27 protein-coding genes are annotated in these 24,817 nt (G+C 38.7%); 15 read left to right on the forward strand and 12 right to left on the reverse strand.

The features are described 5' to 3' along the window. Window positions 1–112: 112 nt before the first annotated feature. From BMW39_RS16060 to BMW39_RS16075, 4 genes are all read right to left on the reverse strand, one after another. Complete coding sequence (locus tag BMW39_RS16060) at window positions 113–298, reverse strand: hypothetical protein (protein ID WP_131474360.1); 186 nt, start codon at window positions 296–298, stop codon at window positions 113–115. 70 nt (window positions 299–368) lie between these two features. After that, window positions 369–2,498: a type IA DNA topoisomerase gene (locus BMW39_RS16065; RefSeq protein WP_034978567.1), complete on the reverse strand. Its 2,130-nt coding sequence runs from the start codon at window positions 2,496–2,498 to the stop codon at window positions 369–371. 42 nt (window positions 2,499–2,540) lie between these two features. Continuing rightward, window positions 2,541–3,995: a DUF3945 domain-containing protein gene (locus tag BMW39_RS16070; RefSeq protein WP_034978565.1), complete on the reverse strand. Its 1,455-nt coding sequence runs from the start codon at window positions 3,993–3,995 to the stop codon at window positions 2,541–2,543. A 99-nt stretch (window positions 3,996–4,094) separates the two neighbouring features. Next, the gene (locus BMW39_RS16075) at window positions 4,095–4,376 is read right to left on the reverse strand and encodes a helix-turn-helix domain-containing protein (RefSeq protein ID WP_034978563.1); all 282 of its coding nucleotides are present in this window, start codon (window positions 4,374–4,376) and stop codon (window positions 4,095–4,097) included. A 201-nt stretch (window positions 4,377–4,577) separates the two neighbouring features. Here BMW39_RS16075 and BMW39_RS19350 point away from each other — a divergent pair, with 201 nt between their 5' ends. After that, entirely contained in the window at window positions 4,578–4,739 is a 162-nt protein-coding gene (locus BMW39_RS19350) for a hypothetical protein (protein WP_165569366.1), read from the forward strand. Between the two features lie 111 nt (window positions 4,740–4,850). Continuing rightward, window positions 4,851–5,744 carry a lipase family protein gene (locus BMW39_RS16080; RefSeq protein ID WP_165569365.1) on the forward strand — a complete coding sequence of 298 codons (894 nt, stop codon included), beginning with the start codon at window positions 4,851–4,853 and terminating at the stop codon, window positions 5,742–5,744. Between the two features lie 108 nt (window positions 5,745–5,852). On the opposite strand, the gene BMW39_RS16085 is transcribed toward BMW39_RS16080, so the two are convergent. The 5 genes from BMW39_RS16085 to BMW39_RS16105 form a co-directional block, all read right to left on the reverse strand. After that, complete coding sequence (locus tag BMW39_RS16085) at window positions 5,853–6,530, reverse strand: type 1 glutamine amidotransferase domain-containing protein (RefSeq protein ID WP_034978559.1); 678 nt, start codon at window positions 6,528–6,530, stop codon at window positions 5,853–5,855. Window positions 6,531–6,665: 135 nt separating this feature from the next. After that, a complete protein-coding gene (locus tag BMW39_RS19190; protein WP_073334137.1) occupies window positions 6,666–6,878 on the reverse strand; it encodes a hypothetical protein in 213 nt (70 codons plus the stop codon). 32 nt (window positions 6,879–6,910) lie between these two features. Next, window positions 6,911–7,522 carry an alpha-ketoglutarate-dependent dioxygenase AlkB family protein gene (locus BMW39_RS16095; protein WP_034978557.1) on the reverse strand — a complete coding sequence of 204 codons (612 nt, stop codon included), beginning with the start codon at window positions 7,520–7,522 and terminating at the stop codon, window positions 6,911–6,913. A 21-nt stretch (window positions 7,523–7,543) separates the two neighbouring features. Next, a complete protein-coding gene (locus BMW39_RS16100) occupies window positions 7,544–8,317 on the reverse strand; it encodes an XRE family transcriptional regulator (protein WP_034978555.1) in 774 nt (257 codons plus the stop codon). A 311-nt stretch (window positions 8,318–8,628) separates the two neighbouring features. Then, window positions 8,629–9,549 (reverse strand): HsdM family class I SAM-dependent methyltransferase, encoded by a 921-nt coding sequence (locus BMW39_RS16105; protein ID WP_083391947.1) that lies wholly within the window; start codon window positions 9,547–9,549, stop codon window positions 8,629–8,631. Window positions 9,550–9,980: 431 nt separating this feature from the next. Here BMW39_RS16105 and BMW39_RS19355 point away from each other — a divergent pair, with 431 nt between their 5' ends. The 13 genes from BMW39_RS19355 to BMW39_RS16175 all read left to right on the forward strand — a co-directional run bounded on the left by BMW39_RS19355 (window position 9,981) and on the right by BMW39_RS16175 (window position 22,298). Continuing rightward, entirely contained in the window at window positions 9,981–10,151 is a 171-nt protein-coding gene (locus tag BMW39_RS19355; protein ID WP_165569364.1) for a hypothetical protein, read from the forward strand. Window positions 10,152–10,236: 85 nt separating this feature from the next. After that, window positions 10,237–10,737, forward strand: coding sequence for a hypothetical protein (locus BMW39_RS16120; RefSeq protein ID WP_074719365.1), 501 nt, complete (start codon window positions 10,237–10,239; stop codon window positions 10,735–10,737). A 116-nt stretch (window positions 10,738–10,853) separates the two neighbouring features. Continuing rightward, window positions 10,854–11,234, forward strand: a complete 381-nt coding sequence (locus BMW39_RS16125) for a hypothetical protein (protein ID WP_034978549.1) — start codon at window positions 10,854–10,856, stop codon at window positions 11,232–11,234. A gap of 185 nt (window positions 11,235–11,419) precedes the next feature. Continuing rightward, complete coding sequence (locus BMW39_RS16130; protein WP_034978547.1) at window positions 11,420–15,769, forward strand: CusA/CzcA family heavy metal efflux RND transporter; 4,350 nt, start codon at window positions 11,420–11,422, stop codon at window positions 15,767–15,769. Window positions 15,770–15,772: 3 nt separating this feature from the next. Beyond that, entirely contained in the window at window positions 15,773–16,927 is a 1,155-nt protein-coding gene (locus tag BMW39_RS16135) for an efflux RND transporter periplasmic adaptor subunit (protein WP_375600496.1), read from the forward strand. A 42-nt stretch (window positions 16,928–16,969) separates the two neighbouring features. Further along, on the forward strand, window positions 16,970–17,437 hold the full coding sequence (locus BMW39_RS16140; protein WP_034978543.1) for a heme-binding domain-containing protein: 468 nt from the start codon (window positions 16,970–16,972) through the stop codon (window positions 17,435–17,437). 55 nt (window positions 17,438–17,492) lie between these two features. After that, window positions 17,493–17,876 (forward strand): hypothetical protein, encoded by a 384-nt coding sequence (locus BMW39_RS16145; protein WP_034978541.1) that lies wholly within the window; start codon window positions 17,493–17,495, stop codon window positions 17,874–17,876. A gap of 82 nt (window positions 17,877–17,958) precedes the next feature. Next, entirely contained in the window at window positions 17,959–18,399 is a 441-nt protein-coding gene (locus BMW39_RS16150) for a thioredoxin family protein (RefSeq protein WP_034978539.1), read from the forward strand. 3 nt (window positions 18,400–18,402) lie between these two features. Then, window positions 18,403–19,329, forward strand: coding sequence for an FAD:protein FMN transferase (locus tag BMW39_RS16155; protein WP_034978675.1), 927 nt, complete (start codon window positions 18,403–18,405; stop codon window positions 19,327–19,329). Between the two features lie 43 nt (window positions 19,330–19,372). Then, the gene (locus BMW39_RS16160) at window positions 19,373–19,603 is read left to right on the forward strand and encodes a DUF4266 domain-containing protein (RefSeq protein ID WP_034978538.1); all 231 of its coding nucleotides are present in this window, start codon (window positions 19,373–19,375) and stop codon (window positions 19,601–19,603) included. Window positions 19,604–19,636: 33 nt separating this feature from the next. Then, complete coding sequence (locus BMW39_RS16165) at window positions 19,637–20,827, forward strand: DUF3570 domain-containing protein (protein WP_034978536.1); 1,191 nt, start codon at window positions 19,637–19,639, stop codon at window positions 20,825–20,827. A gap of 6 nt (window positions 20,828–20,833) precedes the next feature. Further along, a complete protein-coding gene (locus BMW39_RS16170; protein WP_034978534.1) occupies window positions 20,834–21,601 on the forward strand; it encodes a phosphatase PAP2 family protein in 768 nt (255 codons plus the stop codon). 1 nt (window position 21,602) lies between these two features. Next, window positions 21,603–22,298: a VIT1/CCC1 transporter family protein gene (locus BMW39_RS16175; RefSeq protein ID WP_034978533.1), complete on the forward strand. Its 696-nt coding sequence runs from the start codon at window positions 21,603–21,605 to the stop codon at window positions 22,296–22,298. On the opposite strand, the gene BMW39_RS16180 is transcribed toward BMW39_RS16175, so the two are convergent. The 3 genes from BMW39_RS16180 to BMW39_RS16190 are packed head-to-tail and all read right to left on the reverse strand — an operon-like array spanning window position 22,299 to window position 24,792. After that, the gene (locus tag BMW39_RS16180; protein ID WP_034978531.1) at window positions 22,299–22,781 is read right to left on the reverse strand and encodes a DUF6691 family protein; all 483 of its coding nucleotides are present in this window, start codon (window positions 22,779–22,781) and stop codon (window positions 22,299–22,301) included. Between the two features lie 11 nt (window positions 22,782–22,792). Next, complete coding sequence (locus BMW39_RS16185; protein WP_034978529.1) at window positions 22,793–23,356, reverse strand: YeeE/YedE family protein; 564 nt, start codon at window positions 23,354–23,356, stop codon at window positions 22,793–22,795. A gap of 23 nt (window positions 23,357–23,379) precedes the next feature. After that, complete coding sequence (locus BMW39_RS16190) at window positions 23,380–24,792, reverse strand: MBL fold metallo-hydrolase (protein ID WP_034978527.1); 1,413 nt, start codon at window positions 24,790–24,792, stop codon at window positions 23,380–23,382. Window positions 24,793–24,817: the final 25 nt, after the last annotated feature.

Raw genomic sequence — 24,817 nt, forward strand, 5'->3', positions numbered from 1 at the left:
ATTTTTATCATAAAACTAATCGGGCGAATAAAAACAGTCGTAAACCATCAACTAATATCATGAAATATATTTAATATTAAAATAGCCTGTACACCATAATTCTATTTACCGATTACTCAAGAAGAATTTCTACAGAAGATTCTCTGCTGTCTTTATACAGAAACCATGAGATGTTGATGATTTTGAGATAATCATTTTGGGCTCCAAGCTGTTTATGTTGTTTTTCGGATAAAAGTTCAGTGGTTGAAATGTATTCTCCAATATGGGGAAGGAATGGGAGGTCCCATTTGATTTCCACTGATGAATGTTTATAACATAAAAACACTTTCATATTTTTTTATTCTAAGATACTTATTTTCAAAATAAATTTAGTGATCTGGGAATTCAAATATGGTATGGTGATCCTCTTTCAAAACGATGTAGGCACTGAACTGTTTGCCGTTTTTGGCCTTCATATTTTTGATGAGCGAGGTTTTTCTGTTGTTGATCAGTGAAGTGATCTGCTGTATGTTGAGCGTTATTCCACAAACGTTTCTGAACTGCACCCAGTTGCATTGCTCATCAGGACATTTGATGATATTATCTTTAATGATGAGGTTGTGCTGTTGACATCTTGGGCATTTGAGTTGGGGGATATTTTCTTGAAGGATGGATAGTGACAATAGTTCTTTGGTGATCTCTTTTGTGTAGTCTTTAATATCCATGATGAATTGTTTTGAATTGAGCTCACCTTTCTCGATCTTGTCCAATGCCATCTCCCACTCTGCGGTCATATGGACGTTGGCTATTTTTTGGTCTTTGACAAGATCAAAAACTTTCAGTCCTTTTTCGGTTGGAATTAAAGCTTTGCTTTTTCTGATGATATAGCTCCTGCTAAGCAAAGTCTCAATAATAGAGGCTCTTGTGGCAGGTGTGCCGATCCCTGTACTTGAAATGGCTTTTTGCTGTTCTTTATCTTCAATTGTCCTTCCTGCATTTTCCATCGCCGACAACAGATCGGCCTCACTGTATAATTTGGGAGGTCGCGTTGTTTTTTCCGAAAGGTCCGCTTGTGAGATCTTGAGTTCATCTCCTGCCTTGAACTCAGGAAGGTCAATGAGGGGTTCTTCAACGCTATTGTTGTTATGATTATTGGGGACTTTGCTGTCCTCAGTTTTATTGTCGCTGTTTTCTGAAACGATGCCTTTGATGGCCCGCCAGCCTTTGGTCAGTATTTTGGATCCTTTAATAAGGAACTCATAGTGATGTACTTTGACCATAATATGGCTGACCTCTTTGGAACAATGCTCTGAGAGTGATTCAAGAAGACGGTAGGCGATCATATCGTAGATGGCTTTTTCTGTTGCAGTAAGCGCGGATGGTATCTTCGTAGTGATCAATAGTCCGTGGTGGTCGGTCACTTTCAGGTCATTCACCATCCGTTTGTTAAAACTGCCAAATTTCAGGGTTGACACGGCATCTTTGAATTGATCGACGGTATTCAGGATCCTGACCAGTTCCGGGATCTCTGCCCAAAGGTCTTCGGGAATATATTTGCTGCCGGTTCTCGGATAGGTGATGAATCGCTTTTCATACAGCGCCTGAGCAGTCTGCAGAACCTCGTCAGCAGACATACCCAGCTTTCTGTTGGATTCCTTCTGAAGTTCGGTCAGGTCAAAAAGTACGGGAGATGATTCTTGTACTGTCTTGACGGATACATCTTCAACAGTAGCTTTGCCTTCCCGCTCTATAGATTTTAGGATCTGTTCTGCCTGCTTTTTGTCCTCCCATTGTTCATTGGACTGGCTGGTAAAGTCCAGATAATCTTTGCGGTGCTTCAACTGGATCTGCCAGTATTTTGTGTGTGTGAAATTCTGATGGTCTTCGAATCTCTTGCAGATCAGGGCCAGTGTCGGGGTCTGTACTCTTCCCAAAGAATAGACATCCAGATGGGCGGCAATGCTCAAGGCCTGCGTAGCGTTGATTCCGACCAGCCAGTCTGCTTCGCTTCTGGATTTGGCGGCATTATATAAGCCGTTGAACGCTGAACCTGGCTGGAGCTTTTTAAAACCGTCCTGTATGGCCTTTTCTGTCAGAGAGCTGATCCATAATCTTTCAAAGGGTTTGTTGCATTGGAGATAGTGATAAATATACCGGAAGATCAACTCTCCTTCCCTTCCTGCATCGGTTGCGACAATGATGCTGTCGCATCGATCAATGACATTTTGTAAGATCTTTAGCTGTTTCAGTGCGGAAGGATCAGGCTGATAGCCTTTTTGATTTGGCTTTTTAATGAGTCTGGGTATCAATAGGAATGGGTCTGGAAAGATTGGCAAAGAGGCTTTGTCAAAGCCTCTTATACCATAATCCTCCGGCATTTCCAATGATACCAAATGACCCAATGCCCAGGTCACGCAATACCCGTTGCCTTCCAGGTAACCGTCTTTTCTTTCATTGGCATTTAATAATTGTGCGATCTCTCTTGCGACACTGGGCTTTTCTGCGATGATAGCTTTCATATCTTTGGGTTTATTGTGGTTGGAATTGTTTTGATTTTTTGGTTACATCTTGCGTCCTTTAGATCTGACCGGTTTCTTTTGCTGGGCTTCCTGTTGCTTGTTGGCAGGCTGTTGCTGTTTGGAATCTAAAGGCTCTTTGAGATTCTTGGTGGCTTCATTCGTCTTGCCATCGGAATTGACCGCTTTCTGGGTCTTATGGTCTTCTGATGTTTGGGCTTTTTCTTTCAATTTGTTGGGGTTGGTAAAAGAAAAATCCGTTTTAGATGTTTCCTTGTTGAAGGTGATATAGCCTTGATAGGCTTTTCCTTTGCCGTCTACAAGACCATCCACATACACCGTCTGCCCCGCTTTGAATTTGTCGTATTGTGCATCGTCCAGCTCTTTTCCTCGGAATACTCTTGGGGCTTCCCCATCATTATTCTGAGTTTGCTGCTGTGATTGGTTTTGTTGCTGTGATTGTTGCTGGTTCTGATTGTTGTTAAAGATGAATTCGACATAGCGTTTGTCAGCGTTGAACTGTACAGTAGCATCAAACAGTTCTCCTTTTTTGGAGGTCATTCCTTCCAGATAAAGTGGCTTACCTTCGAGTAAGGTCTGCTTCTGGTGATCATCCAGCTTGATGCCCTTGATCTCATCCGGGATCTTCATATACTCTGCCCTGTACGCAACCAATTCATTGGTCAGTCGGTCACGGCTGATGACTGATGGGATGATCTCATCGGTCTTGGGGTTGACCAGATCGACGACCCTTCCCATATTGCCACTTTCTTTAAGGTTTTTCTTGTCTTCATCGGTGAACTCGTGACCGAGGAACTTGAGGTTGTAGTTCGGCTCTTTGCGAATGCCGTGCAGGTTAACGGCTACCTCGCCGTTGTCTGCTGTCTGAAGGGATAGACGGACATCCATTTTGCTGACCGCTGTTCCCAGATTGATCGTCACGGGGATGAGCGTATTGGTCTTGAAGCCTCTGAGAAGTGGATCCAAAGCATTCATCTTTTCGAGCTTTTCCTGATTAAGCCCGAATTTTTCCATTGTCTTCCAGTCGATCTGTTCCGGCTGAAAACGGTATTCCTGAGTTTCTGTGTTGTTTTCCATTGTATTCTGATTTTTTAATGGGTTAGTATTGTTTGGTAAGACTTCGTATTCCTTCAGCTTTTCTTTTTCTTCCGGGGAGGCCTGATCGATATACTGCTGAAGATCCTTTGCTGTATTGACAGCATCGTATTCCGAGACCTTGAAGAAATTAAATTGCGACGGGTTCTTCAGCTGCCTGTAGAAATTGGAGAAGAAGTTGGAGAACAAATCGCCGTGCTTGTCAACCCGGATCAGCTGGTCATTTTCCTTCATCTCTTTTGGCGGAACCTTTTGCAGACTTCCATCCTCGCTTACGCCTTTGACCATCTCGATTTTATTGGTGTCCTTCTTCATAACCAAAAGGGTGTCCGATACCGGTTTGATCGCATTAGCGTTAGCGGCTGGCTTTGTTATTTCCTCCATCACAATTAATTTTGATGAGACGAAAATAAGTGCACCTGCGGTCAAACTTTAAATAATGGTATTGGAGATGTTTTCTTGGCTGTTGATGTCTCTGCTCAATTACGAACTAAGGCATTCCCTGATCAGCTGATGGACATCGGACAGCTTGTAATAGAGTTTGCCGCTGATGGTGTAGTACGGTAGCTTCTTATCGGTGCGGTAGCGCTGCAATGATCTTGAACTGATCTTTAAGAGTTGCAACACGTCCTGATTGTCAAGCAGCACTTCGCCGTCGATCTCTATGAATCTGGACTGGCTGGATGACACTTGTTCTTTGAGGATGTCGAATCGTTCCATGATCCTTTCCATCCAGGCTATAAATTCTGTTCTTTCGGTATTCATAACGGTGAATTTTTGATGTTAAATGGTATGAACAGTTGATCAACTTTTTATTAGGGTAAAGTTGGAAATTGAACATCACATAAAATCACTACCTTTTCGTAGTACCGAAAAGATTTATATCGCTAAACATATTTAATTAAAACATAACACATTGATTATTAATTTTTTGTACATTTATATTGAACCAAAAAAACTAACCCCATGAAAAAACTATTCTTCCTATTTCTCGCTATGGCGGGTCTTTCTCCAGGTCAGGATGTTTTGCTTTCAGATATTGATCCATCCAATTTTAATCAGGATTTCTCAAAATACGATCAAAAGACGGCATTGTTTTGTGCGCAAATTTCCGAAGTTGCCTATTAGAATGAGCGCAATATTGAAATTCTCAAGCAACAGGTCAATCAAAATTATCCGGAAAACAAAATTACTTATGCCTTAATTGATGATTCGTATGGTATACATCACAACCAGGTTTTGTTATGGGCAAACAAGGATTTTATGGTTATTGCTTTCAGAGGTACCGAACCTTCTGTTCTTAAAGACTGGCTCACGGACTCAAAATATTGGAATTATGAAAATTCGAAAGGTTTTAATGACGAGTTGTCCAATATGCCGGCAGGACACGGTGGGTTCAGAAGGTCTCTGATGCGTTTGATGCAAAAGGAAAATTTGGTCGAGAAGATCAAAAATAAAATTATGGAAGTGGATCCACAAGCTGATACGAGAACTTTTCCTATCTATTTAACAGGGCATTCTCTTGGTGCGGCCTTAGCACAGTTATTTATTCTTCCACTCCAATATCATCAGCTTAACTTTAAAGGTGCTTATCATTTTGCACCACCTTTGGCTGTTACCTGTCAGATCAATGCTGAATTGCGGGAGAAATATGGTTCTATCGTCTATGATATTGTTAACTATAAAGACTATGTGCCCAGAGCAGGTCGTAATGGAACAGCACATTTCGGAAAGTTCTACCGGATCTGTGATGACGGCTATGTTTATAAAGAACAGGAAGCCTATGTCAAATTCATTTTCTCCGAATATTTTACTGAATTTAAGTTACACGCCCTGAAGAGTCATATTGAGATGCTCAGAAAAGATGAAAATACGGGTGTACTGATCGATCAAAGGTCAGCAGGTCATTTTCCATGTATCGAGCTCAAGGGAAAAGTAAGGGAATTATGTCAATATTTAGCTGATCTTTTATTTAAAAAAATAATACCCGGATCCCTATATAGCCATAATTGTCATAAAAAATCCCCAAATGATATGGGGATAAAAACTAATAACCATGAAAACCTTTTTACAAGTATTTCCTTTGCAAAATTATGGAAACTAAATACATTTGAAGATGATCAATGGTGTTAATTGTATTTTAAAAAAGACCTGATTATCTTAATGTTTCCTAAAAAAGCAATCATTTTTCTTGTCATCAACTGATCTTTGATGACAAGATCTATTTCTGAATGAAATGGTCTATATCAATTTCAATAATTCCTCTGCCACTTTCTCAGATGATGCAGGATTCTGTCCTGTGATCAGTCTTCCGTCAACAATCGCATAAGGATTCCAGTCTTCGATCTTACTATAAAGGCCGCCATTCTCTTTCAACATATCTTCTACCAGAAAGGGAACAACATCAGTCAATTGTACTGCCTCTTCCTCAGTATTGGTGAATCCAGTCACATTTTTATCCTTTACCAGATACTCACCGTCTATTTTCACATCCTTCAGAACTCCGGGTGCGTGGCAAACGAATGCTACAGGCTTACCGTTGGTATAAAAATCAACTATAAGGTCTTGTGAAACCTTATCTTCAGCCAGATCCCACAAAGGACCGTGTCCACCAGGATAAAATACCGCATCAAAATCTTCACTTTTAACCTCCGATAATTTATGGGTGTTTTTTAATTTATTCTTTAAAACCTCATCATTGTCCATTCTGCGTGTGGCATCCGTTTGAGATGAGGGATCTTCACTTTTCGGATCGATCGGCGGTTGACCTCCCTTTGGAGATACCAGTGTTATTTCAACTCCTTTATCAGACAGTGCATAATAAGGGGCAGCCAATTCTTCGGTCCAGAATCCTGTCTTCAAACCAGTATTTCCTAATTCGTCGTGACTCGTTAACACGAATAAAACTTTTTTGCTCATTTTTATATCTATTTAATTTAGTACTACAAAGTTGGAATTTATCTGTGTTTTAAACACAGGACCCAAATCACTATTTTAATGTGATCTGGATCACACTAGTTTTGATACGCAGACAAATGAAAATTATCTTATGTGTCATAGAGTTCCTTTATTCTGGAATACGCTAAGACCTTCTATCTTGTTATTGATGGTCTTATATACGATCTCAACTGAAAAACTTGACAGCTCATACAATACAAACTTTAGTCCATCCTTAGAGGTTTCACTGATGACCCTTCCTTCGGCCAAGGCCAATTCGTATTGAGATTGAGTGGGTAGATTTTTAAAATCGTAGTAAGAAATAGACATATAACTATTATTTAATTTTATTTTTTATGATATTATAGTTCACTGATCAATCGGAATGTTAGATTAATACGTTCCTTCATACGTACAGTAGATTTGGCGATCCGGTGTTCCCAGTTTTCCTGCAGGTCACCTTTCATAATAAGGAGTGAACCATTAGGAAGCGGCAGACCGTATTTGCTTTGATGATGGTCTTTTTTTCTAAAATCAAAGTTTCTTGTTTCGCCTAAACTAATGGATGCAATAACAGGACGCTTTCCATACCTGCTTTCCTTATCCCTATGCCAGGCCACGGAATCATTATTGTCCCGATACAGGTTTAATAGAACCCCATTGAACTTATAACCGAATTCTTGTTCAATTCTTTCTTTTAATGCCAGCAACTCCGAAGTCCAGGGATTGGTACCGAATGTATTATTATCAGCCGATTCGTAAGATTTTTTGTCATCACCATACCAAGCGGTCAGTCGTGGTGTTATGACCGTCTTATCATACATCTTCTGAGTTCGCTGTTCCCATGGCGCTGTTTGAAGCAGATGATCTTTTAACCGATCTGCCTCTTCCTTGTTCAGGAAATTCTCCCGGTACTCCAAAAGGTCTTTTGGAAACTCGTAAAATTCTTCTGTATCAAATAAACTAAGCTGCATGGGAATATTGATTGAAAAAAATTATTTAATGGAAGAGACTTTGTCATCCAGTTCTTTGATACTGGTTTTAAGTTCCTGCAACACTGTATTGATATAGGTCTCATTTGTCTTTCCAGGTTTATAATTTTCCGGAAGGATCCCACGCACATATTTCCATACCTCAAAAACATTTTCAAGAGGGATCTCGTAAGGCTCATAAAATGTATTGTCAGCCGAGACAATAACTGACTTTTTCGTCTGCTTGACCAATGTCTTGTAAGTGATGCCTTCTGAAGTGACGAAAATATATTCCTTCCCAGGTTTCAGGTCGGTCAATTGTTCTATGTATTCGCCTATAATATAGGAGCCGTCTGCAAAAGGAGGCATCGAATCACCATCCGCCAGAAAAGCCCTGTATTTTCCATTCTTCAAAAAGGGAAGTTTCATTCGGGAAAGCTTATCAATATAATCTGCATCACTGAAGCCTTTCAGATAACCCATCGATGCTTTCTGAGGTACGATCTCGATAAAATTCTCCCCTTCAGAATCTACGGTGATCGGCAATACCACCCTGTTCTCCGGTAGCTTCATCATATTGTCCACCGGATATTTGCTGATATCAAGGGTCAGCAGCAGATCGATGCTCACATTGAAGAATTTGGAGATCCGGATTAGGATCTCGTAAGGTGCCTCTGAACGCCCGTCTTCGTATTTTGAATACCGTACTCTACTCATCCCTAGACTTTCTGCAAAGCTCTGCTGAGATAAATTTTTCTTATGCCTTAGAAGCCTGATGTTTTCTGAAAATATTGACATTGATACAATTTGTATCTGCAAATATAATAAAAAAGATACATAATGTATCTAATTTTGTCAAATGGAAAGAGCAACAGAAATTAATATAAGTATGCATGAAAATTCATCCATCACTTCATACAAATTACTTGCATATACCAATGCTGTGGTAACCTATAACATCAAAGGAAGTAAATAATAAAAAATATATTGTAATTTAAACAATCTGAAAAAGATATTTTTAACAAAAATCCCCAGATTAATAGAATAGCATACTTGTAGAAAACAATAATCCTTCTAAAGTTTATTGTTAGAAGGATTGTTATTTCTAATTAATATGAATCCCTAATCATTTTAAGACCAGATAGAGCGCTTTCAATATTTTCTATTATATCTTCCATTATAATATCCGGGTCTGGAAGATTATTAAAATCAATTAAGTTTTCATCCTTGAGCCAAATTATATCTAGATTTGTTTTATCTCTGAGAATAATTTCATCATATGAGAACTTTCGCCAACGACCATTTGAGTTGTTTGTTGACCATTCTTCCTTTAACTGTTTTTCGTCTCTATTTTTATAGCAATCTATGAAGCCTAATAAGTGTTTTATTTCAATAGGATTATTTTTAGGCGTGTGGTGTATATTGGTTCGATAATCATAAATCCACAGATTTTGTGACGACTTTACAGAATCTAATTTTTGATTTTTTTCAAAGAAAAGTACGTTTGATTTAACACCTTGCGCATAGAATATTCCTGTTGGCAACCTAAGAATAGTATGAAGATTTGTTTCGCTAAGCAATTTTTTGCGTATAATTTCCCCTGCACCTCCTTCAAACAATACATTATCTGGAAGCACAACAGCAGCTCTTCCATTTGATTCTAACATAGATACAATATGTTGTAAAAATGCTAATTGTTTATTGCTAGTTGTTACCCAAAAGTCATCACTCAGGAAGTAGCCATCCCTTTTAGCTAAATTTTCATCAGTTGTGGGTATATCACTACTACTTTTTCCAAAAGGAGGATTTGCAAGCACAATTTTAATCTTTGGAACCTGTTTATTTATTTTATGTGGATTTAAACTGTATGAGACATGTATATCAGGCGTTTTTTGTAAGTCACCAATGCCATGAAGGTAGAGATTCATTAAACAAAGTCTAGCAGTCGATTTTTCGATTTCCCAGCCATGGAAAGTTTTAAATCTTAAAAAATCTTCCTGTTTAGTACTTAATTCATTTTTTTCTGCGATATGATTTAATGCTCCTAAAAAAAATCCTCAGTTCTACAAGAGGGATCAGCAATAGTTTCATTAGGTTTAGGATTACATTCAAGTAGAGGGGTAATATCAAATATATTTTGTCTTTTCCAAACACCTTCATTATCCTTAGTTTTAAAATATAATTAATGATGTATTTCAGGCGGAGAAATATCTTGATCTCCTGGGACAATAATTGTACCTGATACAAAATAAAGATAATTATGAATTTCTTCATCGTTATGTATTATTTTGAAATCTGTTAATGTTGCAAAGTTGGCAACATTAATTGTAGATTTTGTTTTTCTAAATATATAAATTTTTTCTTGAGAACTCGTTGGTATAATATTATGCTTACCAATACTGATAAAACAGAAGGAGTGATTGTAATCCAGTCAGAGACACAAAATAAATTCATTTTCTATATGTTAGATTGTACAATCACAGGACAAGATATCAGTGTGGACAGATATAATATTGGCGGAGGCTGGTTTATGACCAAAATTTTCTCGCAAAATTGGAATACGTCAACCAGAAATATGACGGATATCCTTCAACCAGCATCAAAAAAGATGGTGAATTCAAAGGTTTTATGATGGAAGCAGTAATCTCTTTTTAAATATTTAGTTAATAGTGGCAGAGGAAACTCCAGGGTTTTCTTTGCTTTTTAAAACAAGCGTCATGAAACTTCTAAATTTGCTTTTCGTTTTATGTTTTCTTTTTGCAAACGCCCAGGAAAACTTTGTAAAGATCAATGGCAGTAAGAATGTCAACAGTTTCCAATGCATCAACAAAAAGTTCAAATCAGAAATAGGTCTTTATCATTTTTTCGATAAAAAATTACCCTATATCATTCTGAATGTAAAAGATTTTGATTGCGGAAACAAGATGATGACCAAGGATTTTCAGAAGATCCTGAATGCAGAAAAATATCCTGAGATGACCATCAGATTCATCAACTTCAGTAAAACTCAAAAGAACTTTCTTGCGGTGGTAGAAGTGAAAATGATGAACCAGATCAAACGTTACAACATAGAATTCTGGATAGAAGACAGCAAAATGATAGGAAGAAAAAATGTAAAGTTCAGTGATTTCAGGATCACACCACCAAAAAAAATGGGCGGAATGATCGTTGTGAGGGACGATCTTGATCTCCTCCTCAGTTTATCAACGAAAATTTAAAAAATTCAGTCTGATTAGAATTTAATCTATGTGGTAGCATTTTACTATTTATAAAGATGAAGTGCTTATCATTAATTTAAAATCATTCTTAACGAAACATTGCATAATTTTGATCTGTGAAAAAGTGGGTTTCCATATTATTGCTTTCCTTATATCTGGTTTCAACAACTGAGCTTAATCAGTTATTGAAGCTGCCTATTCTTGTAGAGCATTATATTGAGCATAAAGGGCTCAATCCGGAAATGACCTTTACTGAATTTCTGAAAATACATTACGACCATCCTGTTAAAGATTCGGATTATAAGACAGACCAAAAATTGCCTTTTGCAGATCACTCTTTTCCACTCGCTCTCGTTTTTACGGTGAATCCTGATTTCAGTGTAGAAATAAAAAAGCAAATACCCTGTGATCACCCGAAGGTAACTTTTTCTTACAGCCTGGTTTTCTATCATAAAGACGCGGTAAATTCTATCTGGCAGCCGCCAAAAAACTGTTAATCAGCCTTTTTATTTTTATGTTACAACACGTCTTGTGTTGAGCTCTCCCCTGCTTCTATTATTCATCAACAAAAGAAAAATCAGGTCTGTACTTACTGGTAAGCACAGCGATTTTGTAGAACATCATTGACAGGAATAGGGAGCAAAAACTATCTATTTAAAATTAAGATTTAACAGAATTATTTATGCTAACAAAAATCATTGAGTTTTCTGTAAAGAATAAACTCATTATAGCATTATTGGTATTCGGGTTGATAGGCGTAGGTGCTTATCAGGTCACGCAACTACCAATAGATGCAGTGCCTGACATAACCAATAATCAGGTTCAGGTGATCACAACTGCTCCATCATTTGGGGCGACAGATATCGAAAGATTGGTCACTTTCCCAATAGAACAAGCCAACAGTAATATTTCGGGGATGAAAGAGATCCGGAGTTTTTCAAGGTTCGGGCTTTCATTAGTGACCATTGTTTTTGATGACAATGTTGATATTTATTGGGCAAGACAACAAGTTGCAGAGAGACTGCAACAAGTTCAAAATCAAATTCCGCAAGACGTCGGAACACCTTCTTTAGGACCTATTTCTACGGGACTTGGTGAAATCTATCAATACGTTGTCCGTCCGAAAGAAGGATACGAAAGCAAATACGATATTACGGAACTCAGAACGCTTCAGGATTGGATTGTCAGAAGACAATTGCTTGGTGTAAAAGGCGTTGCAGAAGTCAGCAGTTTTGGTGGTAAACTGAAACAATATGAAATTTCCGTCAATCCGGATAAACTCAATGCTTACGGAATCACCATTACCGATGTTTTCGATGCGTTGAAAACCAATAACCAGAATACAGGCGGTTCTTATATAGAAAAAGGACCTACTGTCCTATACATACGAAGCGAAGGATTGGTCGGAAATCTGTATGATATCAAAAACATTGCGATCGCCAACAAAAACAATGATGTTCCTCTGTTTATAAGAGATATTGCAGAGGTGCGTTACGGTTATGCGACAAGATTTGGGGCAATGACTTATAATGACAATGGCGAAGTTTCCGGTGCGATCGTGATGATGCTGAAAGGTGAAAACAGCAGCGAGGTGATCAAAAATGTAAAAGCCAAAATCGCACAGATTCAAAAAACCTTGCCGGAAGGAGTTGTGATTGAGCCATTCTTAGACCGAACCAAAATGGTGAACAACGCCATTGGTACTGTTGAAAAAAACCTGATGGAAGGCGCATTGATTGTCGTTTTTGTACTGGTTTTATTTTTAGGGAATTTCCGTGCAGGTCTATTGGTCGCTTCTGTTATTCCATTGGCAATGCTTTTTGCGGTTTGTATGATGAATCTCTTCGGCGTCAGCGGAAATCTGATGAGCCTTGGTGCGCTGGATTTTGGGCTGATTATAGATGGTGCCGTGATTATTGTAGAATCTGTAATGCATCAGTTTACCCACAATTCAAAATTCCGGAAGGCGCTATCAGTTTCAAAACAGGAAATGGACACTATTGTCATAGATTCTGCTGGAAAGATGATGAACAGTGCGGTTTTCGGGCAAATCATCATACTAATTGTATATCTGCCTATTTTAACATTACAAGGGATTGAAGGTAAAATGTTCAAACCAATGGCACAAACAGTTGCCTTCGCTTTATTGGGCGCGTTTCTGCTTTCGCTGACTTACATTCCGATGATGAGTTCTATCATTTTAAGCAAAAAAATAAACCACAAAATGAACTTCTCAGACCGATTAATGGCGAAGGCTGAAAATCTTTACCGAAAAACATTACTAAAAGTTTTAAGAATACCGAAAACCATTTTCAGTATTGTGATTGTACTTTTTGTCCTTTCAGTAGTGGTTCTAAGCAGAATGGGAGGCGAATTTATACCATCCCTGGAAGAAGGAGATTTTGCTGTTGATACCAGAGTTTTGCCCGGAAGCAACCTCAAAACCACAATTGAAAGTACGCAGAAAGCAGCTCATATTCTGAAAACCCGCTTTCCGGAAGTTCAGAAAGTAGTTACCAAAATAGGAAGCGGAGAAGTTCCCACCGACCCGATGCCGATGGATGCTTCGGATATGATGGTAATCCTGAAAGATAAAAGCGAATGGACTTCCGCCAAAACCTTTCCGGAGCTTTCAGACAAAATGAGCAAAGCGTTGGAAGATGTTCCCGGAATTACCGTTGGTTTTCAGTATCCTGTGCAGATGCGTTTTAATGAATTGATGACCGGCGCAAGACAGGATGTTGTTTTGAAAATATTCGGAGAAGATCTGGAAATATTGGCGAAAAATGCCAATCAGCTTGGTAAAATAATCAATACCGTAAAGGGAACTCAAAATCTATATATCGAGCCTGTTTCTGGTCTTCCGCAGGTGATTATCCAATACAACAGACCGGTGATTGCACAATATCATTTGTCTATCGGAGACATCAACAGAGTGATCAATACCGCTTTTGCAGGGCAAAGCACAGGTCTGGTTTTCGAGGGCGAAAAACGTTTTGATATGGTCGTCAGATTAAACAGTAATGACCGAAAGAATCTGGATGATGTCAGGAATTTATTAATTCCCACGCCGTCTGGTAATCAGATTCCGCTTTCTCAGCTTGCCAATGTCGAGATTAAAGATGGTCCGAACCAAATCCAGCGTGAGAACGGGCAACGGAGAATTGTGGTAGGTTTTAACATCAAAAACCGTGATGTTCAGGGAATTGTAGAAGAACTTCAAGCCAAAGTTGACAAACAATTGAAACTTCCTACAGGATATTATGTCACGTACGGAGGTTCTTTTGAAAACCTCAAAAATGCCAAAAACAGACTGATGATTGCAGTTCCTATTGCCTTGGTTTTAATTTTTGTACTGTTGTTTCTGGCGTTTAATTCGGTGAAAGAAAGTCTTTTGATTTATACGGCGATTCCGCTTTCCATTATAGGCGGTGTGCTGTTACTGGCTGCAAGAGGAATGCCTTTCAGCATCAGTGCTGGTGTTGGATTCATCGCGCTTTTCGGTGTGGCTGTCCTTAATGGAATTGTACTGATTTCAGAATTCAACAGACTGTATAAAGGTGGCATTAAAAATATTGTCAGAATTGTGGTAGACGGCGGAGAAGCCAGATTAAGACCAGTGTTGATGACTGCTTTTGTGGCTTCATTAGGATTTATCCCGATGGCAGTGAGTAACGGCGCCGGAGCAGAAGTCCAAAGACCATTGGCAACCGTTGTCATCGGCGGACTTTTGATTGCGACATTGCTCACCCTTTTTGTGCTTCCACTGCTTTACGTAACTATTGAAAAAGGATTAAAAATGAAAAATAACCGCAAAAATATAATAACGCCTGTTCTCATTATTTTCTGTGTTTTAACAGGAAATATGATGAATTCTCAAACCAAAGTTACTTTAGATCAAGCGGTTGCCATCGCTTTGAAAAACAACAGAGGTCTTAAGAATGAGAAATTAAAATCAGAATATGCAAAAGCACTCATCAAGACTTCTTCTGACATTCCTCAGACAGGAATTTCTGCGGATTACGGGCAAATCAACAGCGCTTACAGTGATCTGAAATTTGGGGTTTCCCAGAGCATTGCATTTCCCACTGTTTACAAAAAACAGAAAAATCTGTACACAGAAGAATGGAAAAAAAGCGAGCTGAATATTTCATTAAAAGAATATCAGCTGAAAAAAAGCGTGACACTCACCTTCTACAACATTCTGTATTGGCAGGAAAAGAAAAAAATTCTGAATGAATCTTTGGATTTTTATGCTCAATTTCTGGATAAGGCAACTTTAAGATTAAAAAGTGGCGAGAGTAATATTTTGGAAAAAGCAACTGCTGCCAATCAAAAATCAGCTATTGAAATTCAGATCAAACAGGTGAAACAGGAACTCAGAACTTTGCAGCTGCAATTGCAATGGCTTCTGAATTCAGAAACTGAAGTAATTCTTGATGGAGACCGTATTTTTTCTCTTTCCAATCTTCAAAATGACGTTTCCGGTAATCCTTCGTTAAAAATATTGGAACAGCAAAAAAGCATTGCAGCACAACAAACGGCTTTGGAAAAATCCAAATTATTGCCGGGTTTACAATTCGCTTATAATCTCAACAGTTTCCGTGGAATGGGTGCGGATGACAAAGTGTACAATGCTTCACCACAGTTTCATTCGGTTCAGGTTGGTGTTTCAGTTCCCATATTTTCGGGCGGACAAAAAGCGAGAATTGAAGCTTCAAAAATTGCAGAATCTGTGACCGAAAATGATCTTCAGAATGCGGAGTTTACATTAAAAAATCAGTATAAAAAACTATCAGAAATTCAGCAGAAAAACCTGGAAATTGTTTCTCAGTACGAGAAATATGAACTTAAAAATGCCGATACGATTCTGGAAACCGCTCAAAAACAGTTCATCAACGGAGAAATTAATTATCTCGAATTCGTAATGCTTGCCAATCATGCGATCAGCATCAAAAATAATTATACAGATGCCGTTTGGAATCTTAATGAAAGTATTGTTGAGCTGGAATATATCACTTTAAATCAATAAATTATGTTAAAATCAATTCAAAATAAATATTCGGTTTTATTAATACTTGCTCTCTTTTTTTCGGTTCAGTGCCATCAAAAAGAAGAAACTATTGCAAAGCCAACAGCTCCTAAAGATGAAACTACGGTTACATTGACCGATGCTCAGCTTAAAAATACGACTATCGAAACAATGCCATTGTCTGAGAAAAATATTTCTACGGTGCTCAAGATCAACGGAAAAATAGATGTACCACCACAGAATTTGGTTTCCGTAAGTGTTCCGTTGGGCGGCTATCTGAAAAATACCAATCTCCTTCCGGGAATGCGGGTAAATAAAGGACAGGTGATCGCTGTGATAGAAAATCCTCAGTTTATACAGCTTCAGCAGGATTATCTGATGGCTAAATCGAAGCTTCATTTTGCAGAACTGGATTATAACAGGCAAAAAAAGCTGAACCAAAGCCAGGCAAGCAGTGATAAAGTGATGCAGATGGCGCAGTCTGAGATGAACAGCCAGAGAATTATGATGAATACTTTGGCAGAACAGCTTAAGATCGTGAACATCAACGCGGGCAGTCTTACTTCGGGGAACATCAGGAAAAGTGTTCCGGTGTACAGCACGATCAACGGTTTTGTGAGCAAAGTGAATGTGAATATCGGAAAGTTTGTCAATCCTTCTGATGTTTTGTTTGAACTCATCAATCCCAATGACATTCACCTGAACCTAAAAGTGTATGAAAAAGACCTGCAAATGTTGAAAATCGGACAAAGATTTACCGCCAATACCAATACGCAGCCGGATAAAAAATACGGTGGCGAAATTATCCTGATCAGCAAAGATATCAATGCAGACGGAACGGCAGATGTGCATTGCCATTTTGAGCAGTACGATCACAATCTGACTCCAGGGATGTATATGAACGCTGAGATCGAGACTGAAACATCCTTTTCCAACGCGCTACCAGAGGAAAGCATTGTTAATTTTGAAGGTAAAGATTATGTTTTTGTTGAGGGGAAAAAACAAACTTATAAAATGATTCCGGTAACGCTGGGAGAAGCTGAAAACGGTTTCATTCAAATCAAAAATTTTGAAAATTTTAAGAACAGAAAAATCGTTACCAAGAATGCGTACACGCTTTTGATGAAGCTAAAAAATACGGCAAGTGAAGAGGAATAATTCCACTCAAATAAATATTAATCCAAAAAAAAATAAAAAATTATGAATAAGTCAATTTTAAATTTAAAAAATATTTTAACTGTACTGTTGTTGCTGTTTATCGGTATTCAGTTTATTGATGTCCAGAAAAACATCAGTCAGAGTCAATCTGCCAACGCTATCGAAAATCACTATAAAATACCTGAAAAAGTTCAGGCAATTTTGAAAACAAGTTGCTATGACTGCCATTCCAATAATACCTCTTACCCGTGGTACAGTAAAGTACAGCCTGTGAAATGGTGGTTGGCAGATCACGTGAATTCAGGTAAAAGACATTTGAACTTTGATGAATTCAATTCTTACAGCCGCGAAAAAAAGCTTGAAAAACTCGATGAGATCGTAGAAACCGTCAAAGAAGGCGAAATGCCGCTTGCTTCCTATACAGTTATTCATCAGGATGCAAAACTATCTGCTTCTACTCGGGCTGAAATAGAAAAGTGGGTCAGTGAAATAAAAAAGGAAGTGAAATAACTGATTACATACTATTTAAAATCATTCTTAACGAAACATTACATAATTTTGATATATGAAAAAATGGGTTTCCGTAGTTTTACTCGCACTGTTTCTCTTTTCAACAACTGAACTTTATCAGCTGTTGAAAGTTCCGATTCTTGTCGAGCATTTTATGGAACACAAAAAGCTGAATTCAGAAATGACATTTGAAGCTTTTCTTAAAACCCACTATGATAATCCGGTAAAAGATGCAGATTACAAAACAGATAGGAAACTGCCTTTTGTAATACATTCTACCCCACTAAATCTTATTTTCACAATAAATCAGGTCTTTAAACTTGAAGAAAGAAATATTTTTTTTGGACATATTACACGTGAAAAAATAGCATCATCAGATAATGATTTCTTCTTTAAAGGTTATTTGCACTCTATCTGGCAGCCACCAAGACTGTCTTAAAATACTTTACAAAATATTAGGATCTGAATGAATTTAACATCATTCAGACACAATTGGTTCTACAATCTAATTTATACACATTATGAAAACAATATTTACAGCCATTTTTTTGGCTCTATTCTCTGTACTAGCAATTGCACAAACACGTTTTGAAAAAGCAAAGAAAACAGCTTCTGAACAAAACGAATTGATTCTTCTTAACTTTTCCGGCTCAGACTGGTGTATTCCGTGTATCAAGCTGCATAAGAATATTATTGAAACCGAGACATTCAAACAGCTGACAACCGATCATATTTTGGAGTATGTCAATGCAGATTTTCCAAGAAGTAAAAAAAATCAACCTTCCGCAGAGATTAAAAAAGAAAATGCTTCTCTGGCCGAGCGATACAATTCTAAAGGTCTTTTTCCGTTCACCCTTTTGCTCAATTCTGAAGGAAAAATTCTGAAAACCTGGGAAGGTCTTCCGTCGGAAAGTGCAGTTTCTTTTAGCAATGAAATAAAAAGTTTTTATCAAAAGAAGTAAATGATGCTGAAAGAGTTTCGAAAATCCCAAAAACTAATGGGAAATATCTTCGAGATCACTGTTGTGGATGACAGTGAAGCAATTGCTTTTGACCATATCGAAGCTGCAATTTCAGAAATCCAGAGGATCGAGAAATTGCTCACGACTTACAGCGATGACAGCCAGACCAGTCTTATCAACAAAAATGCCGGTATCCAACCTGTAAAAGTAGATGCAGAAGTTTTTCAGCTGATTGAAAGAAGCTTAAGGATCAGCCATATTACAAATGGATATTTTGATATTTCTTATGGCGGAATCGATAAAACCTTCTGGAATTTTGACCGTGAAATGAAGCAACTTCCTGATCCCGAATTGGTAAAAGAGCATCTGAAACTGGTCAATTACAAAAATATTCTTTTAGATGGGGAAAGCCAAACGGTTTTTTTAAAAGAAAAAGGAATGCGGATCGGTTTCGGCGGTATTGGCAAAGGTTACGCTGCCGAAATGGCGAAAAGAATTCTCCAACAAAGAGAGGTTGCTTCCGGAGTCGTTAATGCTTCCGGAGACCTTACGACTTGGGGATTACAGGCAGACGGAAAACCGTGGACGATCGGTATTGCAGATCCCGACAATGCTGCGCTTCCGTTTTCTTATATGAACATCACCAATACTTCCGTAGCAACTTCCGGCAATTACGAGAAATTCGTAACGATAGACGGTAAAAAATATTCCCATACCATCAATCCCAAAACGGGAATGCCGGTTTCGGGAATCAAAAGTGTGACGATGATCTGTCCGAACGCCGAGATTGCGGATGCCATGGCAACGCCAGTAACGATTATGGGAATAGAGGCTGCAATTGGTCTCGTGGATCAGATCAACCACTTAGAGTGTATTATTATCGATGATCAAAACAATATTCATTCATCAAAAAACATCAATTTCAAATAATGTCTTTGAGAATCTTTGACATTAAACAAGTAAAAAAATCCTAATGAAAAATAGTGTAATAAAAATAATGATGGGCATTTTTATATTCTTTGCCCTTTCATCAGTTCATTCCTGCACAACAGTAAAAGAATACGAAAAAAGCAAGCTCAACGATGCTGAGATGGTTCTTGGCAACCGGACAATTGAAAAGACAGAACTCAGTTTCCAGTCTTATCGCGAAGGCTCTTCAGGAGCTAACGCCGGTAAAGTGGGTGGTGGATGCGGATGTAATTAACATAATAATTACTAAAACCTAAAATGAATTAAAATGAAAAAAGTAATTATAAGCATTATCGCCCTTTTTGGATTCTTCAATGCTCAGGCACAGGAAAACACCAATACTGAAGCCTCCAAAAAATTAAGTCTGGATGAGATCAATCTTGTATCGAGTTATTATAAACAAGACGGAAATAATTCTGCGGTAACGGGCGGTGTAGGATCAGAAAAACTCAACGATATTTCTAATTCGATAGACGTTGTCCTTGTGAATTATGACAAGAAACTAAGAAAGAACAAATATACTTTGGATGTCGGGATAGACCATTATACGTCAGCCTCATCAGATATGATCGATCTCAAGGCCAACTCATCGGCTTCACACGCAGATACAAGGATTTATCCTTCTTTGGGATGGAGCCGTGAAAACGAAGCCAAAGGGAGCACGATAATGGCCGGCGTTTCCTATTCGGGAGAGTTTGATTACCAGTCTATCGGAGCCAATATTGGATTTTCACAGAAAACACCAAACAGAATGGGAGAATTCACTGCCAAGTTTCAGGCTTTTCTGGATCAGGTAAAGCTTATTGCTCCGATCGAACTTCGGACTGGAAGTACAGGCGGAGGAGAACACGAAGGTTATGGAACCAGCGGGAGAAATACCTATGCGCTTTCCTTATCTTATTCTCAGATCATCAATAAGAATTTTCAATTGGAATTGATGACAGATGCCGTTCAGCAGACAGGTTATTTGAGTTTACCTTTCCACAGGGTTTATTTTACGGATGGATCTGTGCATCAGGAAGCGTTGCCGGATAAGAGATTCAAACTTCCTTTGGGACTTAGAGCAAATTATTTCTTCGGAGATAAGGTGATCCTGAGAGCCTATTACCGCTATTATACCGATGACTGGGGATTGAGATCCAATACGATCAGTCTGGAAACGCCTGTGAAGATATCACCTTTTGTTTCGGTGAGTCCTTTTTACAGGTATTATTCTCAGACGGGTGCCAAATATTTTTCACCTTATCAGCAGCACACGGCGTTTGATGATTTCTATACCAGCAATTATGACCTTTCAAAATTCAGCAGCAACTTTTACGGGGCGGGCATACGCATCAATCCTAAAAATGGACTGTTCGGGATAGAAAGACTCAATATGCTGGAGATAAGGTACGGACATTATACCAAATCAATAGGGATGAAATCAGATATTATTTCCTTAAATTTAAGGTTTAAGTAACTAGCCATGAAAATAGTAACAATCATTGTTTTAACCTGTTCCAATATTTGTTTTGGACAGGTTAAATCTGATTCAGCCGAACTGAAAAAACAAGATATAGAGACTTATGGTGATAAAGTATATCATCCAAGCTACAAAAAACTCATTATTCCGACTGTGTTTATTGGCTTCGGAGTGGTCAGTTTAAGTTCTGATGCGCTCAAAAATCTGAACAGTTCCACAAAGTATGAGATCGGAGAACATCAACCTAAACACATCAAACTGGACAACTATACTCAATATTTGCCTGCAGCAATGGTCTACGGATATAATCTTACAGGCATAAAAGGAAAGCATAATTTAAAGGAGCGGACCATTATATACGGAACCTCACAACTGATTTCTGCTGCGATTGTTTTGCCTTTAAAGCATCTGGTAAAAGAGGAACGTCCGGATGGCACCAATCATCTTTCTTTTCCTTCAGGACATACCACGACCGCTTTTTCTTCGGCACATTTTCTGTTCAGGGAATATCAGGATGAGAACATCTGGCTCGCCATTTCAGGCTACCCCATTGCCATTTTTACGGGAGTATACAGAACCCTCAATAATAAGCACTGGGTAGGCGATGTGGTCGCAGGAGCCGGATTTGGTATTTTAAGTACTGAGCTGGCCTATTGGCTTTTTCCTACCGTAAACAAGCTGTTCAATAAAAAAGAATCCAATACCATAACAATGATCTATCCCGTACTAGAACCTAAAAGTCTTGGAGCAGGATTGGTCTTAAACTTTTGATATGCATCATCTATTAGAAAAACATTATGTCAACAGAATGGGTTGGCTCCGTGCCTCGGTTTTAGGTGCCAATGACGGATTGTTGTCCACTACAAGTATCGTGATCGGCGTTGCTGCAGCACAGCCGGACCGTCACACTATCGTACTTGCAGCACTGGCAGGAATGATCGCCGGGGCTATGTCTATGGCTGCCGGAGAATATGTTTCGGTCAGTTCACAGGAGGATACTGAAAAGGCTGATCTGCTTCGTGAAAAGAGAGAACTCGAAGAAATGCCGGAAGTTGAACTGAAGGAATTGGCAAAGATCTATGAAAGACGAGGCGTCAGCAAAGACACTGCCTTACGGGTAGCAACGGAACTTTCAGAGCACGATGCTTTGGCTGCTCACGCACACGATGAGCTGGGAATAAATGAGATCACTCAGGCCAAACCTTTCCAGGCTGCTTTTGCTTCGTTTGGTTCATTTGCCTTGGGCGCTTTATTACCTTTTGCAGTTTCAATGTTAGCACCTATCAAAGAAATGGTGTATTTCCAGTATGGATTTTCTATTGTTTTTCTGATGGTGTTGGGAGCAATCTCTGCAAAGACCGGAGGTTCCAAAATAGGAGTGGCTGTTTTAAGGATATGTTTCTGGGGAACTGTCGCCATGGGAATCACTGCAGTCGTAGGACACTATTTTGGAGTGACGGTCTCATAATCAATGGGGCAGATTATTTCTAAAATATCCATAGACCCAAGTTCCGAGAACAGCACTCACCAACGTAATAATAACCGCAAAAGCTCCTGTTCCAATCTGTGCGAATAAAGGTCCGGGACAAGCTCCTGTAATTGCCCAGCCAAACCCGAAGATCAAACCTCCGTAAATTTGTCCTTTGTTAAAAGTTTTAGGAGCGATGGAGATTTTTACTCCATAAATGGTTTTCATTTTGAATTTTTTGATGATCCAAACGGAAATCATCCCAGTCACAACTGCGCTTCCAATCACGCCGTACATATGAAATGACTGCAAACGGAACATTTCCTGGATTCTGAACCAGCTGATGATCTCAGCTTTTACAAACACGATCCCGAATAAAACACCAACTATTAAATATTTCAAATCGTGGTACCATTTGTGTTGAAGATGGCTTTCGTTGGTACAAATGGTGTCCTGGTGACGTATATCTGTTTCTTTTTTCATAGTTGATAATATTATAGAGATAAAATAATTGGAAGAATGACATTGGCCATTAAAAAACCGCCGACCATAAAGCAAATCGTTGCTACTAAAGACGGCCATTGCAGATTGGAAAGCCCCATTATCGCGTGTCCGCTGGTGCAGCCTCCTGCATATCGCGTTCCGAAGCCAACCAAAAATCCACCGACAACCATCAGAATGAATCCTTTTAACGTCAATAAACTTTCAAAATTCATCAGTTGTGTCGGGACAAGATTGCTATAATCTGTGATCCCATAGGTTGCCAATTCTGCTTTAAGGTTTGGATTGACTGTAATTTCTCCGGGAATCATCAGCAAATGAGCAGCGATCATTCCTCCGAAGAAAATTCCTAGTACAAAAAACAAATTCCAGGATTCTTTTTTCCAGTCGTATTTGAAAAAACTCACGTTTGCCGGAATACAGGCTGCGCAAATATGTCGCAATGATGAACTGATTCCGAAAGATTTATTGCCTAAAATCAGCAAAGCCGGAACAGTAAGACCAATTAGCGGACCTGCAATATACCACGGCCAGGGTTCTTTTATAATATCTAACATTAATTTACTTATTTAATTCAAAATTACTTCAAAACTTTACTTTGACATACAAAATCGCTTTTGGGAACATCAGTTTGTGCGATGGCTTTAAATCCACCTTCAATTTCGGTAAAATTTCTGTAACCTCTTGCCTGAAGGATACTTGCCGCCATCATACTTCGGTACCCGCCTGCACAGTGAAGATAAAAATGTTCGGTCGGTTCAAGATGGTTAACCCACTCATTGATGTAAGCCAATGGTTTGTTATAGGCTTCATCGACGTGTTCTGCTTCGTACTCACTTTCTTTTCGTACATCAATAATTTTCACCTCTTTATTTTCAATTTCCTTTTCAAAATCTGTAGCAGAAATTCGATGAACTTTGTCAATTTCTTTTCCGCTGTTTTTCCAGGCTGCAAAACCACCTTTCAGAAAACCTATAACATTATCAAAACCTACCCTGCTCAATCTTGTGACCGTTTCCTGCTCTTCATTATCATTGGTAATGAGAAGAATCGGTTGCTTCACATCTACGATCAAAGCGCCGACCCAAGGTGCAAAATCTCCGTCTAATCCAATATTAATTGATTGGGGAACAAAACCTTTTGCAAAATCTTCATTATTCCTTACATCCAGAATCAAAGCTCCTGAATGTTCTGCCATTTCCTCAAATTCTTCAGGAGAGAGAGCGTGGAGACCTTTAGACAAAACCTCATCAAAACTGTCGTAGCCTTTTTTATTCATCGCTACATTCATCCCAAAATAGGCAGGCGGTGGAAGAAGTCCGTCTGTAACAGCTTTTATAAAGCTTTCTTTGTCTTTTTGATTGAGCGCATAATTGGTTTTCTTTTGATTACCCAACGTATCAACGGTTTCTTTCTGCATATTTTTTCCGCAGGCAGAACCCGCTCCGTGCGCAGGATAAACGATGATTTCATCGTCCAAAGGCAGAATTTTTTTGTATAAACTTTCGTAAAGAAGTCCTGCCAATTCTTCCTGGGTCATATTCGCCGCTTTCTGAGCCAGATCCGGGCGACCTACATCGCCAAGAAACAAAGTGTCTCCACTGAAAAGTGCTTTTTCCTCTCCGTTTTCATCAATTAATAAAAAAGAAGAGCTTTCCATTGTGTGTCCCGGAGTATGCAGAACTTTGATTTTGATTTTCCCGATTTCAAAGATCTGCCCGTCCTCAGCAATGATGGCTTCAAACTCGGGCTTTGCAGTTGGTCCGTATATGATTGGTGCATTTGTCTTCTTACTCAGATCAACGTGGCCACTCACAAAATCTGCGTGAAAATGCGTTTCAAAAATGTATTTGAGTTTTACATTGTCTTTTTCCAATCTGTCGATGTATGGCTGGGTTTCTCTTAAAGGATCAATGATCACTGCTTCACCGTTTGAAACAATGTAATAAGCTCCCTGAGCGAGACATCCTGTATAGATCTGTTCTATTTGCATTTTAATATTGTTTTTAAATTTTAAT

The organism is Epilithonimonas lactis (assembly GCF_900110605.1).
GTDB lineage: Bacteria > Bacteroidota > Bacteroidia > Flavobacteriales > Weeksellaceae > Epilithonimonas > Epilithonimonas lactis.

Excerpts from the sequence above, each read along its gene's own strand:
- BMW39_RS16065 (WP_034978567.1), bottom strand. The coding sequence starts at position 2,498 with ATGAAAGCTATCATCGCAGAAAAGCCCAGTGTCGCAAGAGAGATCGCA.
- BMW39_RS16135 (WP_375600496.1), top strand. The coding sequence starts at position 15,773 with ATGTTAAAATCAATTCAAAATAAATATTCGGTTTTATTAATACTTGCT.
- BMW39_RS19190 (WP_073334137.1), bottom strand. The coding sequence starts at position 6,878 with ATGTCTATTTCTTACTACGATTTTAAAAATCTACCCACTCAATCTCAA.
- BMW39_RS16180 (WP_034978531.1), bottom strand. The coding sequence starts at position 22,781 with ATGAAAAAAGAAACAGATATACGTCACCAGGACACCATTTGTACCAAC.
- BMW39_RS16095 (WP_034978557.1), bottom strand. The coding sequence starts at position 7,522 with ATGCAGCTTAGTTTATTTGATACAGAAGAATTTTACGAGTTTCCAAAA.
- BMW39_RS16100 (WP_034978555.1), bottom strand. The coding sequence starts at position 8,317 with ATGTCAATATTTTCAGAAAACATCAGGCTTCTAAGGCATAAGAAAAAT.
- BMW39_RS16120 (WP_074719365.1), top strand. The coding sequence starts at position 10,237 with ATGAAACTTCTAAATTTGCTTTTCGTTTTATGTTTTCTTTTTGCAAAC.
- BMW39_RS16170 (WP_034978534.1), top strand. The coding sequence starts at position 20,834 with ATGAAAATAGTAACAATCATTGTTTTAACCTGTTCCAATATTTGTTTT.
- BMW39_RS16160 (WP_034978538.1), top strand. The coding sequence starts at position 19,373 with ATGAAAAATAGTGTAATAAAAATAATGATGGGCATTTTTATATTCTTT.
- BMW39_RS16185 (WP_034978529.1), bottom strand. The coding sequence starts at position 23,356 with ATGTTAGATATTATAAAAGAACCCTGGCCGTGGTATATTGCAGGTCCG.
- BMW39_RS16165 (WP_034978536.1), top strand. The coding sequence starts at position 19,637 with ATGAAAAAAGTAATTATAAGCATTATCGCCCTTTTTGGATTCTTCAAT.
- BMW39_RS16075 (WP_034978563.1), bottom strand. The coding sequence starts at position 4,376 with ATGAATACCGAAAGAACAGAATTTATAGCCTGGATGGAAAGGATCATG.
- BMW39_RS16070 (WP_034978565.1), bottom strand. The coding sequence starts at position 3,995 with ATGGAGGAAATAACAAAGCCAGCCGCTAACGCTAATGCGATCAAACCG.
- BMW39_RS16155 (WP_034978675.1), top strand. The coding sequence starts at position 18,403 with ATGCTGAAAGAGTTTCGAAAATCCCAAAAACTAATGGGAAATATCTTC.
- BMW39_RS19355 (WP_165569364.1), top strand. The coding sequence starts at position 9,981 with ATGTTAGATTGTACAATCACAGGACAAGATATCAGTGTGGACAGATAT.
- BMW39_RS16145 (WP_034978541.1), top strand. The coding sequence starts at position 17,493 with ATGAAAAAATGGGTTTCCGTAGTTTTACTCGCACTGTTTCTCTTTTCA.
- BMW39_RS16140 (WP_034978543.1), top strand. The coding sequence starts at position 16,970 with ATGAATAAGTCAATTTTAAATTTAAAAAATATTTTAACTGTACTGTTG.
- BMW39_RS16085 (WP_034978559.1), bottom strand. The coding sequence starts at position 6,530 with ATGAGCAAAAAAGTTTTATTCGTGTTAACGAGTCACGACGAATTAGGA.
- BMW39_RS16190 (WP_034978527.1), bottom strand. The coding sequence starts at position 24,792 with ATGCAAATAGAACAGATCTATACAGGATGTCTCGCTCAGGGAGCTTAT.
- BMW39_RS19350 (WP_165569366.1), top strand. The coding sequence starts at position 4,578 with ATGAAAAAACTATTCTTCCTATTTCTCGCTATGGCGGGTCTTTCTCCA.
- BMW39_RS16130 (WP_034978547.1), top strand. The coding sequence starts at position 11,420 with ATGCTAACAAAAATCATTGAGTTTTCTGTAAAGAATAAACTCATTATA.
- BMW39_RS16150 (WP_034978539.1), top strand. The coding sequence starts at position 17,959 with ATGAAAACAATATTTACAGCCATTTTTTTGGCTCTATTCTCTGTACTA.
- BMW39_RS16175 (WP_034978533.1), top strand. The coding sequence starts at position 21,603 with ATGCATCATCTATTAGAAAAACATTATGTCAACAGAATGGGTTGGCTC.